The sequence below is a fragment of the Modestobacter sp. SSW1-42 genome, from assembly GCF_046635825.1.
GTDB lineage: Bacteria > Actinomycetota > Actinomycetes > Mycobacteriales > Geodermatophilaceae > Modestobacter.
This window is the reverse complement of the sequence record NZ_JBISCA010000002.1, coordinates 878,216-894,001: the sequence shown is the minus strand read 5'-3', so window position 1 is coordinate 894,001 and position 15,786 is coordinate 878,216. Positions and strand designations below refer to the sequence as shown.

Annotated in this window: 16 protein-coding genes; 9 read left to right on the top strand and 7 right to left on the bottom strand. The window is 76.0% G+C overall.

The genetic code is table 11. The features are described from left to right. The first annotated feature begins 92 nt into the window (after positions 1–92). The 4 genes from ACGBYP_RS09665 to ACGBYP_RS09650 are packed head-to-tail and all read left to right on the top strand — an operon-like array spanning position 93 to position 2,997. Positions 93–848, top strand: a complete 756-nt coding sequence (locus tag ACGBYP_RS09665) for a histidine phosphatase family protein (protein ID WP_411583433.1) — start codon at positions 93–95, stop codon at positions 846–848. Further along, positions 829–1,719, top strand: coding sequence for an NAD(P)H-hydrate dehydratase (locus ACGBYP_RS09660; protein WP_411583431.1), 891 nt, complete (start codon positions 829–831; stop codon positions 1,717–1,719). The genes ACGBYP_RS09665 and ACGBYP_RS09660 overlap by 20 nt, the downstream gene beginning before the upstream one ends. Positions 1,720–1,777: 58 nt before the next feature. Next, a complete protein-coding gene (locus ACGBYP_RS09655; RefSeq protein ID WP_411583429.1) occupies positions 1,778–2,266 on the top strand; it encodes a hypothetical protein in 489 nt (162 codons plus the stop codon). A gap of 53 nt (positions 2,267–2,319) precedes the next feature. Beyond that, complete coding sequence (locus ACGBYP_RS09650) at positions 2,320–2,997, top strand: sigma factor-like helix-turn-helix DNA-binding protein (RefSeq protein ID WP_411583427.1); 678 nt, start codon at positions 2,320–2,322, stop codon at positions 2,995–2,997. Positions 2,998–3,099: 102 nt separating this feature from the next. Here ACGBYP_RS09650 and ACGBYP_RS09645 read toward each other — a convergent pair whose 3' ends face one another. After that, positions 3,100–4,206: a fatty acid desaturase family protein gene (locus tag ACGBYP_RS09645; protein WP_411583425.1), complete on the bottom strand. Its 1,107-nt coding sequence runs from the start codon at positions 4,204–4,206 to the stop codon at positions 3,100–3,102. A gap of 168 nt (positions 4,207–4,374) precedes the next feature. Continuing rightward, a complete protein-coding gene (locus tag ACGBYP_RS09640; protein ID WP_411583423.1) occupies positions 4,375–5,433 on the bottom strand; it encodes a threonine aldolase family protein in 1,059 nt (352 codons plus the stop codon). Between the two features lie 33 nt (positions 5,434–5,466). Here ACGBYP_RS09640 and ACGBYP_RS09635 point away from each other — a divergent pair, with 33 nt between their 5' ends. After that, positions 5,467–6,495 carry a zinc-binding dehydrogenase gene (locus tag ACGBYP_RS09635; protein WP_411583421.1) on the top strand — a complete coding sequence of 343 codons (1,029 nt, stop codon included), beginning with the start codon at positions 5,467–5,469 and terminating at the stop codon, positions 6,493–6,495. Positions 6,496–6,499: 4 nt separating this feature from the next. Here ACGBYP_RS09635 and ACGBYP_RS09630 read toward each other — a convergent pair whose 3' ends face one another. After that, a complete protein-coding gene (locus ACGBYP_RS09630) occupies positions 6,500–7,072 on the bottom strand; it encodes a hypothetical protein (protein WP_411583419.1) in 573 nt (190 codons plus the stop codon). Then, positions 7,069–7,992, bottom strand: a complete 924-nt coding sequence (locus ACGBYP_RS09625) for a mechanosensitive ion channel family protein (RefSeq protein WP_411583417.1) — start codon at positions 7,990–7,992, stop codon at positions 7,069–7,071. Before ACGBYP_RS09625 ends, ACGBYP_RS09630 begins: the two co-directional genes overlap by 4 nt. A gap of 212 nt (positions 7,993–8,204) precedes the next feature. Between ACGBYP_RS09625 and ACGBYP_RS09620 the strand changes: the two genes are divergently transcribed. After that, positions 8,205–9,995, top strand: coding sequence for a BCCT family transporter (locus ACGBYP_RS09620; protein WP_411583415.1), 1,791 nt, complete (start codon positions 8,205–8,207; stop codon positions 9,993–9,995). Here the strand turns inward: ACGBYP_RS09620 and ACGBYP_RS09615 are convergent. The 3 genes from ACGBYP_RS09615 to ACGBYP_RS09605 are packed head-to-tail and all read right to left on the bottom strand — an operon-like array spanning position 9,992 to position 12,965. Further along, positions 9,992–10,819: an ABC transporter ATP-binding protein gene (locus ACGBYP_RS09615; RefSeq protein WP_411583413.1), complete on the bottom strand. Its 828-nt coding sequence runs from the start codon at positions 10,817–10,819 to the stop codon at positions 9,992–9,994. The two genes, ACGBYP_RS09620 and ACGBYP_RS09615, sit on opposite strands and share 4 nt — an antisense overlap. Continuing rightward, on the bottom strand, positions 10,816–11,907 hold the full coding sequence (locus tag ACGBYP_RS09610; protein WP_411583411.1) for a FecCD family ABC transporter permease: 1,092 nt from the start codon (positions 11,905–11,907) through the stop codon (positions 10,816–10,818). Before ACGBYP_RS09610 ends, ACGBYP_RS09615 begins: the two co-directional genes overlap by 4 nt. Continuing rightward, a complete protein-coding gene (locus ACGBYP_RS09605; protein WP_411583409.1) occupies positions 11,904–12,965 on the bottom strand; it encodes a FecCD family ABC transporter permease in 1,062 nt (353 codons plus the stop codon). The genes ACGBYP_RS09610 and ACGBYP_RS09605 overlap by 4 nt, the downstream gene beginning before the upstream one ends. Before the next feature lie 152 nt (positions 12,966–13,117). Between ACGBYP_RS09605 and ACGBYP_RS09600 the strand changes: the two genes are divergently transcribed. From ACGBYP_RS09600 to ACGBYP_RS09590, 3 genes are read left to right on the top strand one after another with little or no spacing between them, the layout of a single operon-like run. Next, positions 13,118–14,149: an endonuclease/exonuclease/phosphatase family protein gene (locus tag ACGBYP_RS09600; protein ID WP_411583407.1), complete on the top strand. Its 1,032-nt coding sequence runs from the start codon at positions 13,118–13,120 to the stop codon at positions 14,147–14,149. Positions 14,150–14,207: 58 nt separating this feature from the next. Further along, positions 14,208–15,395 carry an acyl-CoA dehydrogenase family protein gene (locus ACGBYP_RS09595; protein ID WP_411583405.1) on the top strand — a complete coding sequence of 396 codons (1,188 nt, stop codon included), beginning with the start codon at positions 14,208–14,210 and terminating at the stop codon, positions 15,393–15,395. 28 nt (positions 15,396–15,423) lie between these two features. Next, entirely contained in the window at positions 15,424–15,693 is a 270-nt protein-coding gene (locus ACGBYP_RS09590; protein WP_411583403.1) for a DUF2277 domain-containing protein, read from the top strand. The last annotated feature ends 93 nt before the right edge of the window (positions 15,694–15,786 follow it).

Sequence of the window (15,786 nt, the reverse complement as noted above, 5' to 3'; positions counted from 1 at the left end):
CCCCGGCTCGCGGTTTGGCTGCCGGGGTGATCGGCTGTCCGACGGCGGGCGGTGCTCAGCAGGGGCGCCGCGACGACGGACGGGACGACGTGATGGCACGGGCACCGGGGCCGAGCGCGCTGTGGGTGGTGCGGCACGGCGAGAGCGTCGGCAACCTGGCCGACGCGCAGGCGTACCGCAGCGAGTCGTCCCGGCTGACCCTCGACGTCCGCGACCCCGACGTCCCGCTGTCGGCGACCGGTGAGGAGCAGGCCGACGCGCTGGGCGCCTGGCTGGCCCGGCTGCCCGCCGACCAGCAGCCCACCACCGTGCTGAGCTCGCCGTTCGCGCGCGCGGCGGCCACCGCGCGGCGCGCGGTCGACGCCAGCGGGCTCGACCTGACCATCCGCTACGACGAGCGGCTTCGGGAGCGCGACTTCGGTGCCTTCGACGGCATGACCCGCGAGGGCATCCGGGACGAGTACCCGGAGGAGGCCCGCCGGCGGGACCTGCTCGGCAAGTTCTACTACCGGCCGCCGGGCGGAGAGAGCTGGGCCGACGTCGCGCTGCGCATCCGCAGTCTGCTGGCCACCGAGGCGCTGCGGCACGACGGCGAGCGCCTGATGTGCGTCTGCCACCAGGCCGTGGTCATGGTGTTCCGGTACGTGCTCGAGGAGCTGTCCGAGCCGCAGCTGCTGGAGATCGACCGCCGTGAGCAGGTCGCCAACACCTCGGTGACCCGGTACGAGCTGACCGACGGTGGGGCCTTCGGCCTGACCGACTTCAACGGCGTCGCGCACCTGCTCGACGCCGGCCCGGGCGACGGCGCCCCCGTGACCGAGGAGAACGATGTCCCGTCCCCTGCCTGACGCCACCCTGGTCACCCCACCGGTGCTGCGCAGCTGGCAGCTGCCCGAGCCGACCGGGGGCAAGGAGTCCCGCGGCTCGATCCTGGTCATCGGCGGCAGCACCGAGACCCTCGGCGCGGTGACCCTGGCGGCCGAGGCCGCGCTGCGGTCCGGGGCGGGCAAGCTGCAGGTCGTCGTCCCGTCCAAGGTCGCCCCGCACATCTCCATCGCCCTGCCCGAGGCGCTGGTGCGGGGCGTGCCCTCGACCGAGGAGGGCGCCATCCGCGGCGACTCCGCCGAACTGGTGCTGGACCTGGCCCGGTCGGCGTCCGCGGTGCTCATCGGGCCCGGCATGGCCGACGAGCCGCAGACCCGTCAGTTCGTCGAGTCGCTGCTGCCCGAGCTGGACGCCCCCGTCGTGCTCGACGCCCTCGGGCTCGCCGCGGTCACGGCCGACCCCCGCTGCCTGCACCGGCTGGCGGGGCGCGTCGTCCTCACCCCGAACCCGACCGAGCTGGCGATCGCCCTGCACGTCGAGGCCGACGAGATCGACGCGGACCCGGCCGGTGCCGCCCGCCGGCTCGCCGAGCAGGCGCACGCCGTCGTCGGCCTGGGCGGGGCGACCAGCTGGGTCGCCGACCCCGAGGGCCGGCTCTGGCAGGACCAGAGCGGCGGCGCCGGGCTCGGCGTCTCCGGCTCCGGCGACGTGCGCGCCGGGGTGGTCGCCGGGCTGCTGGCCCGCGGGGCCGAGCCCGCGCAGGCCGCGGTCTGGGCGTCCTACCTGCACGGTCGCGCGGGGGAGCGGCTGGCCGCCTCGGTGGGCCGGCTGGGCTTCCTGGCCCGCGAGCTGCCGCTGCAGGTGCCGCAGATCATCGCCGAGATCTCGCTCTGACCCGTCCCCGCACTCTCCGTGGGGGGCGAGGCATGGCACGGTCGGGCACGCTGACGCGATGAGCGATGCGGAACTGCGTCGGATGGTCGACTGGACGGTCGAGGACCCACCGCCCGAGGCCCGGGTCGGCCGGGTGCTGGGCGGGCTGTTCCACGCCGTCTCCGCGGTCGTGACCCTCGGCGCCGACGCCGCGCTGGGTGCCCGGCCGGCGAGCTGGTCACTGCCCGCCGACCCGGCCGGCCACCTCGGGCTCGGCGTCCTGGAGCTGCGCTGGCCCGACCCGGCGCCGGCCGAACCGGTCGAGGCCACCCGCGAGGCGGTCTGGGTCGCGGGGCCCGGGCGTCCGGCCCGGCGGCTCCCGGTCGAGACCTGGCGGGTGGTGCGCGCGGTGCCGGGCACCGGGTCGCGGCGGCCGCGCCAGTCGGCCGCGCCCTGGCGGCTGGAGCTGACCGACGGCTCGGTCACCGGCTCGCTGACCGGCGCCTGGCTGGCGCTGGCCTGGATCGGGCACCTGGCCGGCTGGCCCGAACCGGCGCCCAGCAGCTGACCCCCGGCCGGCGTGGGTGACCATGGGCACCCACGACGGCGGGAGGGGCCGGCATGCGCACCACCGACGACGGCGCGTTCGCGGCGTTCGTGGCCGACCAGGCCCCGGCGCTGCTGCGGACGGCGGTCCTGCTGACCGGTGACCCGACCGAGGCCGTCGAGCTGGCGTCGGCCGCGCTGGGCGCCGTCCACCGCCGGTGGGGGGAGCTGGCCGCCGCCGACCGGGCGCCGGCCGCCCGCGCCGCGCTGCTGGCCGAGCACCCCCGCTGGCACCGGCGCACCCAGCTGCGGGAGGCGGTGGCGGCCACGCCGCTGCTGCGCGGCCTGTCGCTGGCGCCGGTCCCCGCCCCGCCGGTGCGCAGCGCGCTGACCACGGCCCTGGGCCGGCTGCCCGCGCAGCAGCGTGCGGTGCTCGTCCTGCGCCTGGGCGAGGGGCGCTCGGTGCAGCAGACGGCCGCCGACCTGGGCGTCCCGGAGGAGTCCGTCGCCTCCGACACGCTGCGCGGGCTGGACCGGGTCGAGGAGCTGCTGCCGGCCGACGACCGCCCCGCGGCCGGGGTGGAGACGGCGCTGCGCACGCACCTCGCCGGGCGCACCGCGGCGGTACCCCAGGGCTTCCTCGCCGGTGTCCTGGACGGCGTCAGCACCCGGCGCCGGCACTGGGCGGGGCTGGCCGCCGTCGCCGCGTTCTTCGTGCTGGTCGTCGTCCTGGTCCTGCTGACCACCCGCTGAACGACGACGGCCCGGCTCCGCGAGGGAGCCGGGCCGTCGGTCAGGCCCCGTTGCAGGGCCCCGCCGCGAGCCTGCGCGTGCTGGGGGCGACGGGGTCCTTCCTCAGTTGCGGGTCGAGGCCACCAGCGGGCAGGTGAACGGGTCGCGCTCGGCGATGCCGACCCGGTTCAGGTACCGCACGACCGCGCGGTAGGAGCCGACCAGCGAGGTCTCCGTGTAGCTGATCCCGTGCTTGGCGCAGTGCGCGCGCACCAGCGGCTGGGCCTTCTTCAGGTTCGGCCGCGGCATGCTCGGGAAGAGGTGGTGCTCGATCTGGTAGTTCAGGCCGCCCATCATGAAGTCGGTGACCCGGCCGCCGCGGATGTTGCGCGACATGAGCACCTGACGGCGCAGGAAGTCGACCTTGGCGTTCTTCGGCACGATCGGCATGCCCTTGTGGTTGGGCGCGAACGACCCGCCCATCAGCAGACCAAACACGGCCTGCTGGACGACGATGAAGGCCACGCCCAGCAGCGGCGGCATGACCAGGAAGACGACCGCGACGTAGGCGATCAGCCGGACGGCGATGATCGTCAGCTCCAGCCGGCGCCGCGGCATCGACTTCTCCCGGACCAGCGTGGCGATGCTGTTGGCGTGCAGCGCGGTGCCCTCGAAGCCCAGCAGCGGGAAGAACGCCCAGCCCTGGTGCCGGGTGAACCAGCCACGCAGCCCGCTCATCCGCTCGGCGGCGTCGTCGGGGGTGAAGGCCAGCACCTCGGAGACGATGTCCGGGTCCTTGCCCATCTGGTTGGGCGCGTTGTGGTGCCGGTTGTGCTTCTGCATCCACCAGCCGTAGCCGATGCCGGTGACCCCGCAGGAGAGCACCCGGGCCGACCACTCGTTCACCGTGTGCGACCCGAACGCCTGCCGGTGGGCGGTGTCGTGGCCGAAGAAGGCGAACTGGGTGAGCACCAGCGACAGCACGACGGCTAGGCCGAGCTGCCACCACGAGTCGCCGAGGGCCACGATGCCGGCCCAGGTGGCGACGAACGCCAGGGCGGTCAGCCCGATCGTGACCGCGTACCAGGTGCGCCGGCGGTCGAGGAGCCCGGCGTCCTTCACCTGCTGCGAGAGCTCGGCGTAGACGCTGACCTGACGGTCACGGGCGCGCTCGGGACGAGGTGCCCCGGCGGGGGACGGCGAGGCGCCGTCCAGAGTCGATGCGGTCATCAGTTCTCTCTGCTGGTCCCGGGCTGCTCCGGGGTGGTGCCGGCGACCGGCGACGACGGGGGACCGCGCTACGTCTGGATGGAGCACCGCGTGCGGTCGACGGTATGCGACGCCTCCCACCTGTGCCACGCGACGCCCGGCCGCCGGGACCGTCCCGCGCGCCAGTGGTCAGCCGGCGAGCGCGGCGACGGCCTCCCGGATCTCGGGCACCGACAGCGCCATCGTGGCGTCGCCGACCGCGAACTCGACCCGCTGCACGGCCGGGTCCGCGGTGGGCACCGCCCGCTCCCAGGTCCACAGTCCCTGCTCGGCGAGGGTGCGGGCGGCGGCGGTGAACCCCTCGGGGGTGGTGCGCAGCAGCAGGTGCAGCATCGGCGTCTGCGGCGGGTCGGGCACCACGCTCACGCCGGGCAGGTCGTGCACGGCGGCGGCCACCTCGCGGGCGCGCTCCAGGTAGCCGGGGAACAGCGGCAGCCGGCGGCGCAGGCAGGTCAGCGCCGAGGCCGCACCGGGCCACAGGCCGAACAGCGTGCCGCCCATCCGGCCGCGCCACTCGCGCACCTCGGCGACGACGTCCTCCGGCCCGGCCAGGCAGCAGCCGGCCAACGCGCCGATGCCCTTGTAGAAGCTGACGTAGGTGGTGTCGAAGAGCGCGGCCACCTCGGCCGGCGGGCGGCCGTAGCCGGCGGCGGCCTCCCACAGCCGGGCGCCGTCCAGGTGCACCGCCGCCCCCCGGCCGCGGGCCCAGTCGGTCTGCGTAACCAGGTCGTCCCAGGCGGGCAGCTGTCCGCCCAGGTCGCGCTGCGGCAGCTCGACCAGCAGGGCCGCCGGCGGCTCGGCCACGGCCTCCAGGTCGGCGAGGGTGAGCAGCCGGTCGCGGTGCCCGGCCGGGCGGCCCAGCAGCCCGTGCAGCCGCTCCAGCGCACGCCCCTCGTGCACCTCGAGGTGGCACTGCGGGTGGAAGACGACGGTCCGCCGCCCACGCCGCCCGGCGTGCACCCGCAGCGCGGCCTGCTGGGCCATCGTGCCGCTGGGCAGGTACACCGCCGCGGCCTGGCCGAGCAGCCCGGCGACCTCGGCCTCCAGCTCGGCGACGACCCCGCCGGCGCCGTACCGGTCGACCGCGGTGTCGGGCGGGACGGTCGCGAGCAGGTCGGCGGCGGTCTGCGGGCCGTGCCCGGCCAGCGCGCGGTCGCAGGACTGGCGGAGAGCGGTGAGGTCGTCCACGGGCCCAGTCTGCCGCTGGGGCAGGCTGTGCCCGTGCGCGCGCTCGTGTTCGAGGAGTTCGGTGGCCCGCTCGACGTCCGGTCGGTGCCCGACCCGACGCCGTCCCGCGACGGGGTGGTCGTCGAGGTGGGGGCCAGCGGCATCTGCCGCAGCGACTGGCACGGCTGGCTGGGGCACGACCCCGACGTCGTCCTGCCGCACGTGCCCGGGCACGAGCTCGCCGGCACCGTCGCCGCGGTCGGCGACCGGGTGCGGGACTGGGCGGTCGGCGACCGGGTGACCGTGCCCTTCGTCTGCGCGTGCGGGCACTGCCCGCCGTGCCGGGAGGGCGCCGGCCAGGTGTGCGAGGACCAGACCCAGCCCGGGTTCACCCACTGGGGCTCGCTGGCGCAGTTTGTCGCGCTCGAGGCCGCCGACGTCAACCTGGTCGCGCTGCCCGAGGACATGCCGTTCGCCACCGCCGCCAGCCTGGGCTGCCGGTTCGCCACCGCCTTCCGCGCCGTGACCGGGGTCGGGCAGGTGCGGCCGGGGGAGTGGGTGGCCGTGCACGGCTGCGGCGGCGTCGGGCTGTCCGCCGTCCAGGTAGCGGTCGCCGCCGGCGCGCGGGTGGTCGCCGTCGACGTCGCCCCGGGGGCGCTGGAGCTGGCCCGGCAGTTCGGCGCCGAGCACACCGTTCCCGGCAGCGGCGACGTCCCGGCCGCGGTCGCGGAGCTGACCGGGGGCGGGGCGCACGTCTCGCTCGACGCGCTCGGCGCGGCCGTCACCTGCCTGAACTCGATCCGCAGCCTGCGCCGCCGCGGCCGGCACGTGCAGGTGGGTCTGCTGCCCCCGGCGCTGGGCCGCCCGGAGATCCCGATGGAGCTGGTGATCGCCGGCGAGCTCGCGCTGCTGGGCAGCCACGGCATGGCCGCCGCCGACTACCCGGCGATGCTCTCGCTCATCGCCGCCGGCCGGCTGCACCCCGAGCGCCTGGTCACCCAGCAGCTCGGCCTGGACGGCGCCGGTGCCGCCCTGGCCGCGATCGGCCGCGAGCCCGGGATCGCGGTCGTCACCGCGTCCTGAGGCGTCAGCCGGTCGGGTCGGCCGTGGCCGTGGCCGTGGGGGTGGGGACGGTCGTCTCCGCGGTGCGCGAGGGCGCGCTGGTCGCCGCCGAGCGGCTGGTGGCGGTGGGCTCGGCCGGCGTCGTCGGCGCGGTGGTCTCCTCGCCCCCGGTGGTGCTGGGGGTCGGCGGGGTCGTGGTCTCCTCGTCCTGGCCGGGGGTCGTGCGCGGTGCGCTCGTCGGCACCGGCACCGGCGCCGAGGTCTCCGGCGCCTCCGTGGTGGCCGGCCCGGCGGGCGCCTCGGAGGTGGGCGTCGGGGTGGGTGTGCGGGTCAGCTGCGAGGAGCGCACCCGGACGTCGCCGTACTCGGTGGGCACCGTGACGTAGGGGTCGGTGGGCAGGACGACGTTCAGCCCGCCCAGCAGCACGAACAGCGCGCCGATGACCACCGTGGAGCTGCGCGCGCGGCCGATCCGGGCCGGGATGCGGTGGTGCCAGGTGCGGCTGCGGCGGGTCGCCGGCGACGTGGTCACCGAGGGCTGCTCGACCGTCTGCTGCGGCAGCACGGTGGTGGGCTGCTCGTCGGACCGCCGGGTCACGCGGCACCCCCGCTGCGGGCCCGGTCCTCGGCCAGGGCCTCGTCGCGGACGTCGTCCTCCTGTGAGGTCGCCCGCAGCGAGACGCCCTCGCGGGACAGCGCCAGCGCCACCCGGGCGCGCAGGTCACGGCCGACCTCGAACTGCTTGCCGGGCAGGGTGCGCGCCACGATCCGCAGGTTGACCTCGTCCAGGGCCAGGCTCTCGACGCCCATCACGCTGGGTGCGTCCAGCAGCAGCCGGTGCAGCCGGGCGTCGGCGAAGGCCCGCTCACCCACCTCGCGCAGCACCTGCTGCACCCGGTTGACGTCGGCGGTGGCGGGCACCGGGACGTCGACGACGGCGCGCGCCCAGTCGCGGGAGAGGTTGACGACCTTGACGATCTGCCCGTTGGGGACGATGACGACCTCGCCGTTCACCGAGCGCAGCCGGGTGATCCGCAGGTTGACGTCCTCGACGGTGCCCTCGGCGGGGTCGCCGCCGCCGACCACCTGGATCGCGACGACGTCGCCGAAGCCGTACTGCCGCTCGGTGATCAGGAAGAACCCGGCGAGCACGTCGCCGACGATGCGCTGGGCGCCGAAGCCCAGGCCCACGCCGAGCACGGTGGCCGGCGCGACCAGCCCGGTGACCGGCAGGCCGAGGGTGTCCAGCACGAAGATGACCGCGACCGACCAGATCAGCACGATCGCCGCCCAGGTCAGCACCTGGGTGAGCGAGTGCCGGTGCTTGGCGGCCTCGGACCGGACGAGGGCGTCCGAGCCGGTCGCGGCGGCGTCGATCCGGTCGGTGATCCGGTTGCCCGCCCAGCTCACCAGCCGGGCCAGCAGGACGGCGCCGAGCACGATGAGCAGCGCGTGCAGGCCGGGACCGCGCAACCAGTAGAGGGCGTCGGTGACCGGACCTTCGGAGAGCACGTCCATCGCCGTCCAGTGTGGCCTGCGGCGGTCGTCACGGCGACGGCGGGGTGCACGACTGTGGTGACTCACCGTCACCGGATCGTGATCGTCCCCGGTTTGCGTCGTGCTCCCGCCCGGCGCACCGTGACAGGGCAGGTCGGCGTCCCCAGCCCCGGGACGACCGGCGTGTCGCCGAGCCGAGAGGAGAGGCACCCGCAGGGGCGCCGCACCCGCCAGTGAGCACACCTGTCGCACCACGCGGGCGCGCCCGCACCACCCACGGTCACCAGCACCCCGCGCTCGCCCAGCCGCCGGCCGCGGCGGACGGTCGCGGTCGGCTGGACACCGCCGTCTTCGGGGTCGCCGCGGTGGTCGCCCTCGCCTTCGTCGCCTGGGGCCTGGCCACACCGACCGGCCTGGGCAGTGCCAGCGGGACCGCGCTGACCTGGGTCGAGACCAACCTGGGCTGGCTGTTCGTGCTGGTCGCCTCGGCCTGCGTCGTCTTCGTCGTCTGGCTGGCCGCCGGCCGGTACGGGCGCATCCCGCTGGGCCGCGACGGCGAGGCACCGGAGTTCCGCACGGTGTCGTGGGTGGCCATGATGTTCAGCGCCGGGATGGGCATCGGGCTGATGTTCTACGGCGTCAGCGAGCCGCTCGCGCACTACGTGACGCCCCCGCCCGGCACCGTCGCCGCGGAGAGCCCCGAGGCGGTGCGCGCCGCCCTGGCCACCACGCTCTTCCACTGGACGCTGCACCCGTGGGCGATCTACGCCGTCGTGGGGCTCGCCATCGCCTACGGCACCTTCCGCCGCGGCCGCCGCCAGCTGATCAGCGCGGCGTTCGCTCCGCTGATCGGGCGCCGGCGGGCCGAGGGCCCGGCCGGCAAGCTGATCGACGTCCTGGCTGTCTTCGCCACCCTGTTCGGCTCGGCGGCCTCGCTGGGCCTGGGTGCGCTGCAGATCGGCAGCGGCATGGAGATCCTCGGCTGGGCCGGCGACGTGGGCAACGGCGTGCTGGTGGCGGTCATCGCGGTGCTGACCGCGGCGTTCGTCGTCTCCGCGGTGTCCGGGATCGCCAAGGGCATCCAGTGGCTCTCGACGACGAACATGGTGCTGGCCGTCGTCCTGGCGCTGTTCGTCTTCGTCGCCGGCCCCACCGTGCTGGTCCTGAACCTGGTGCCCGAGGCGATCGGCGCCTACTTCTCCGACCTGGGCGAGATGGCCGGGCGCACCGAGGCCACCGGCGGCGACGCGATGGCCGAGTGGCTGCGCGGCTGGACGGTCTTCTACTGGGCCTGGTGGATCAGCTGGACGCCGTTCGTCGGGCTGTTCATCGCCCGGATCAGCCGCGGCCGGACCATCCGGCAGTTCGTCACCGGCGTGCTGCTGGTGCCCAGCACGGTCAGCCTCGTCTGGTTCGCCGTCTTCGGCGGGGCCGGCATCGCCGCCCAGCAGGGCGGCACCGACGTGGCCGGGCGGTCGACGCCGGAGGGGCAGCTGTTCGGCGTGCTCCAGCAGTACCCGCTGGCCACCGTCACGACGGTGCTGGTCATGGTGCTGGTGGCCGTCTTCTTCGTCTCCGGCGCCGACGCGGCCTCGATCGTGATGGGCTCGCTGTCCCAGCGCGGCACGCTGCACCCCGGCCGCGGCATCGTCGTCTTCTGGGGCGTGGTCATGGGCGCCGTCGCGGCGATCATGCTGCTGGCCGGTGGGGACGACGCGCTGACCGGGCTGCAGGACCTGACGATCATCGCCGCGCTGCCCTTCGCGCTGGTGATGGTGGGCATGGCGGTGGCCCTGGCCAAGGATCTGCGCTCGGACCCGCTGGTGCTGCGCCGCGCCTACGCCAGCGACGCGGTCGAGCAGGCGGTCGTCGACGGCATCACCCGGCACGGCGAGGACTTCCACCTCGTCGTCGAGCCGGCGCCCGGGCTGCTGCCCAACACGGTGGCCCCGCTGCCGGACGACGTCGTGGCGCCGCTGCCCGACGACGTCGTGGCCGGCCGGCCGCAGGACCCGCGCGACTAGCGGCGCAGGCGGCGGACCGGGACGACCATCGGGGTGCCGGTCACCGGGTCGGGGACGACGCGGGCCTCCAGCTCGAACACCTCGGCCAGCAGCTGCTCGGTGAGCACCTCCGCCGGCGTGCCGGAGGCGACCAGGACGCCGTCCTTCATCGCCACCAGCCGCTGCGCGTAGCGGGCCGCGAGGTTCAGGTCGTGCAGGACGACGGCGACGGTGCGGCCGCGCTCGGTGTGCAGCCGGGCGATCAGCTCCAGGACGTCGACCTGGTGGGCGAGGTCGAGGTAGGTGGTGGGCTCGTCGAGCAGCAGCAGGTCGGTGCCCTGGGCCAGCGCCATGGAGATCCAGGCGCGCTGCCGCTGCCCGCCCGACAGCGCGTCGACCGGGGCGTCGGCGAGGTCGGCCATGTCGGTCCAGGTGAGCGCCTCGGTGACCACGGCCTCGTCGTCGGAGGACCACTGGCGCAGCCAGCTCTGGTGCGGGTGCCGGCCGCGGGCGACCAGGTCGGCCACGGTGAGCCCCTCGGGCGCCAGCGGGGTCTGCGGCAGCATGCCCAGCACCTTGGCCACCTCGCGGGTGGGCGTGGAGGTGATCACCCGGCCGTCGAGCAGGACGCTGCCCCCGGTGGGGCGCAGCAACCGGCCCAGCGCGCGCAGCAGCGTGGACTTGCCGCAGCCGTTCGGCCCGACGATCGCGGTGAACGACCCGTCGGTCAGCTGCAGGTCCAGGTCGTGGACGACGACCTTGTCGCCGTAGGCCAGCCGGACGCGGTCGGCGGCCAGGCGGACCTGCGCGGTCGGGGCGGGGATGGGGGTGTCGAGTGCGGTCACAGGGTGGATCGCCGCCTTCCGCGGACCAGCAGCCAGAGCAGGTAGGGAGCGCCGACCACCGCGGTGACGACCCCGACGGGGAACGTCTCCGGCAGCGCGGTGCGGGCGACGAGGTCGCTGGCGGTGAGCAGCAGCGCCCCGAGCAGGCCGGCGGTGAGCAGCGGGGGCCGGGAGCCGCCGGTCAGCCGGACGGCGATCTGCGGCACGACCAGGGCCACGAACTGGATCGGCCCGGCCGCCGAGACCGCGAACGCGGCCAGCCCGACCGCGACGAGGACGACGGCGAGCTGGGCCAGGGGCACCCGCACGCCCAGCGCCCGGGCCGTCTCGTCGCCGAACTGCAGCGCGTCCAGCACCCGGGTCATCGCCAGCGCGGCGGGGACGAGCAGCAGCAGCGCGATCGCCAGCGGGCGGGCCTGGTCCCAGCCGCGGCCGTTGAGCGAGCCGGTGAGCCACACGTTCGCGGCGGCGGCGTCGAACAGAGCGCTGCGGGTGAGCAGGTAGGAGACCACCGCCTGGGCCATCGCCGACAGCCCGACGCCGACCAGCACCAGCCGGTAGCCGTCGATGCCGGCCTGCCAGGCCAGCCCGAAGATCAGCCCAGCCATCACCAGCCCGCCCAGCAGCGCGGCCGCCGGCACCCCGAGCCCGCCGAGCGCGCCGACGGCGGTGGTGCCCCCGCCGGCCACGATCACGGCCACCGCGCCGATCGCGGCCCCGCCGGTCACGCCGAGGACGTCGGGGCTGGCCAGCGGGTTGCGGGCGAAGGTCTGGATCAGCGCGCCGGAGACCCCCAGCGCCAGCCCGACCAGCACGGCGACGGCGATGCGGGGCGCGCGCAGCTCGACCACGATGAACCGCGCGGTGTCGTCGCCGCCGCCCACCAGGGCGCCGAGGACCTCGGGGACGCTGATCGGGTAGTCGCCGCGGCCCAGGCTCACCGCCGAGACCAGCAGCAGGAGCACCAGCACCAGCACCGGCACGGCCAGCGAGCGGCGGCGGTAGGTGGTCGACACCGGCCCGACCCGCAGCGTGCGCCGGGGGCGGGCGTGCGACGCGGGGGTGCGGGTGGGCGCGGCGAGGGTCACAGCTGCACCAGCCGGCGGCGGCGGACCAGGGCGATGAAGAACGGTGTGCCGACGACCGCGAGCACGATGCCGACCTGCAGCTCGCCGGGCCGGGCGACGACCCGCCCGAGCACGTCGGCCAGCAGCAGGGCGATCACGCCGAGCAGCGCCGACGCCGGGACCAGCCAGCGGTGGTCGGGGCCGGTCAGCGCGCGGGCCACGTGCGGCACGACCAGCCCGACGAAGGCGATCGGCCCGCAGGCGGCGGTCGCGCCGCCGGCCAGCAGCGTGATCGCGGCCAGCCCGACGGCGCGGGCCAGCCAGACCCGCTGGCCCAGGCCGCGGGCGACGTCCTCGCCGAGCCCGAGCAGGTTCAGCGCCGGCGCGTTGACCACCGCGAGCACCAGCCCGGCCACGACGAAGGGGGCCACCTGGACGACCACGGTCGCGTCACGGCCGGCGAGGGCGCCGACGATCCAGAACCGGAAGGCGTCCAGCGTCGAGGACTCGCGGATGGTGATCGACTGGACCAGCGCGAACATCAGGTAGGTCAACGCCGAGCCGGCCAGCGCCAGGCTCACCGGCGTGGCCCCGCCGCGGCCCGCCGAGCCGATGGCGAACACCGCCACGCTGGCCAGCAGGGCGCCGGCCAGCGCCGGCCAGATGTAGCTGCTGGGGGTGCTCAGGCCCAGCAGCGAGATCGACAGGACGACGGCGAACGAGGCGCCGGCGGTGACGCCCAGCAGGCCCGGGTCGCCCAGCGGGTTGCGGGTGTGGCCCTGCATCAGCGCACCGGAGGCGCCCAGCGCGAGCCCGGCGAGCACGCCCAGCAGGGTGCGCGGCACCCGGAGCTGGCGGACGATCACCGTCTCGTCGCCGGGGGTGGAGGCGTCGAGCAGCGCGTGCCACACCGTGCCCAGGCCGATCGGGCGGGTGCCGACGCTGATGCTCAGCGCGCAGGCGGCCACCGCCAGCACCAGCAGCACCCACAGGCCGGCCGCCCGGGTGCCGGTGCCCCGCAGCAGGCCACGGCGGGGAGCCGCCTCCTCGGCCGGCCGGGCAGCCGTGCGTTGCGCCACGAGCGGCTCCTGGGGACGGCGGACGGACCTGACGAGGTTGGGAAGGCTCACCTTACCCACTGGTAGGCCGTCCGGTGACGGGGTGACGAAGACGACTGCCCCGGGACGGGGGATCGGTCCGGACGGCGCCCGGCGCGCCCCACCATGGACGGGTGCTGCGACGCCTCACCCCACCTCCCCGGCCGCGCTGGCTGCGGTGGTCGCTGGGGGTGCTCGCGTCCTACGGGGCGCTGGCGACGCTGGTGCTGCTCGCGGTGGCCGTGCTCCGCGACCGGACGGCGCTGACCTACGGGGCCGCGCTGGCCTCGTCATGGTGGCTGGCCCCGGCGCCGCTGCTGGTCGTCGCGGCCGCGGCGCTGCGCTCCTGGCCGGTGGTGACCGCGGTCGCCGTCCCGGCGGTGGTGTGCGCGGTGCTGCAGGGGCCCTACCTGCTCAACCGGCTGCCCGGCGACGAGCCCGAACGCGACCTGCGGGTGGCGACGTACAACCTCACCCAGACCGCGCCGCTGGACGGCCTGTACGACCTCATCGCGCGCGAGCAGCCCGACGTCCTGCTGCTGCAGGAGGTGACGGACCGGTCCCGGCCCGCCCTGGAGGTGCTGCCCGGCTACCCGTACCGCAGCTTCGGGACCTTCATCGGCGAGCACGTCCGTGACGGCGACGCCGTGGTCTCGCGGCTGCCGATCACCGACGTCGCGCCGGTGACCGGGCTGCCCGAGGGTGCCCGCCCCACCGACCTGGTCACCCTGGACGTCGGCGGCCGGGCGCTCGCCGTCCTCTCGGTGCACCTGGCCTCGCCGTGCATCGGCTGCCTGCCGGACAAGGAGGCGGTCAACCCGGCCGGGGGCACCAGCGAGGCGGCACGGCTGCGGGTGACCGAGGCCCGGCGCTACGCCGACGTCGCGGCCGGCCTCATCGCCGCGGGGCGGCCGGTGGTGCTCGGCGGCGACCTGAACTCCGCGCCGCTCAACCAGCCGCTGGGGGAGCTGCGGGACGCCGGGCTGGTCGACGTCCACCGGGCGGTGGGCACCTGGCCGGCGCTGACCCGCGGACCCGGCCCGGGGGTGGCCCGGGTGGACGCGGTGCTGGTCAGCGGCCTGGTGCCGGTGCGCAGCGTCGAGGGGGCGGCGGGCCCGAGCACCCACTCGCCGATGATCGCCGACCTGGCCTGGCCCGACGGCTGAGCTGGGTACCGTCGGAGGCCGCCGGGACGACGAGGTCCCGGCCCTGCGGAGGTGTGCTGTGCCCGTGCGTCGCCTGGTCCCCACCGTCGAGGCCGCCGACCTGCTCGACCTGGCCCGCGAGCTGGCCCGCGAGGAGCTCGCGCCCCGGGTCGCCGCCGTGGAGGCCGAGGGGTGCTTCCCGCGGGAGGTCTTCCGCACGCTGGGCCGGGCGGGGCTGCTGAGCCTGCCCTACCCCGAGGAGTTCGGCGGCGGCGCCCAGCCCGCCGAGGTGCACCTGCAGGTGCTCGAGGAGATCGCGGCGGTGTGGGCCAGCGTCGCGGTCGGGGTGAGCGTGCACGGCATGTCCTGCTGGGCGCTGGCCACCGCGGGCACGCCCGAGCAGCAGGCGGCGCTGCTGCCGGACCTGCTGTCCGGTGAGCTGCTGGGCGCCTACTGCCTGTCCGAGCCGCACGCCGGCTCCGACGCCGCCGCCATGCGCACCCGCGCCGTCCGGGACGGCGACGACTACGTGCTCACCGGGGAGAAGGCCTGGACGACGCACGGTGGGCAGGCCGACTCGTACACGGTGATGGCGCGCACCTCGGCGTCCCGCTCGCGCGGGGTCTCCTGCTTCGTCGTCCCGGCGGGCGCGGCCGGGCTGTCGGCCGACCGGGCCGAGTCGAAGATGGGGCTGACCGGGTCGACGACGGCCACCATGCGGTTCGCCGGCGTGCGGGTCGGCGCGCAGCGGCGGGTCGGCGCCGAGGGCGACGGGCTGCCGCTCGCGCTGGCCGCGCTGGACGCCGGCCGGCTCGGGATCGCCGCGGTGGCCACCGGGCTGGCGCAGGGCGCGCTGGACGACGCGGTCGCCTACGCCCGCGAGCGCGAGGCGTTCGGCGTCCCGGTGATCGAGCACCAGGGGCTGGCCTTCCTGCTGGCCGACATGGCCGCCGCCGTCGAGACCGCGCGGGCCACCTACCTGTCGGCCGCGCGGCTCAAGGACGCCGGCCAGCCCTACGGGCAGCAGGCGGCGATCGCCAAGCTGGTGGCCACCGACAACGCGATGCGGGTGACCACCGACGCCGTCCAGGTGCTCGGCGGCTACGGGTACACCTCGGCGTACCCGGTCGAGCGGTACATGCGCGAGGCCAAGGTCATGCAGATCTTCGAGGGCACCAACCAGATCCAGCGGATGGTGATCAGCCGCGAGCTCGCCCGCGGCGGCCGCCCCACCACGACGGTCACCGACTCCCTCCAGGGGCCATAGTCGCGACTTCGGCCCTACGGTCTCGGGCATGTGCCGGAACATCCACGTGCTGCACAACCTGGCGCCCGCGACGACGTCGGAGGAGGTGCGGGCCGCAGCGCTGCAGTACGTGCGCAAGGTCAGCGGCTCCACCAAGCCCTCGCAGGCCAACCAGGCCGCGTTCGACCGGGCGGTCGAGGAGATCGCGCACGCCACCGAGCACCTGCTCGCCGACCTGGTCACCGCCGCGCCGCCCCGCGACCGCGAGGTGCTCGCCGCGCAGGCCCGCGAGCGCGCCGCCGCCCGCTACGCCCGCTGACCCACCCCCGCTGACCCACCCCCGCTGACCCACCCCCGCTGACCCACCCCGCTGAGACGACGACGGCCCCGGTCGCGACCAGGTGGTCGCGGC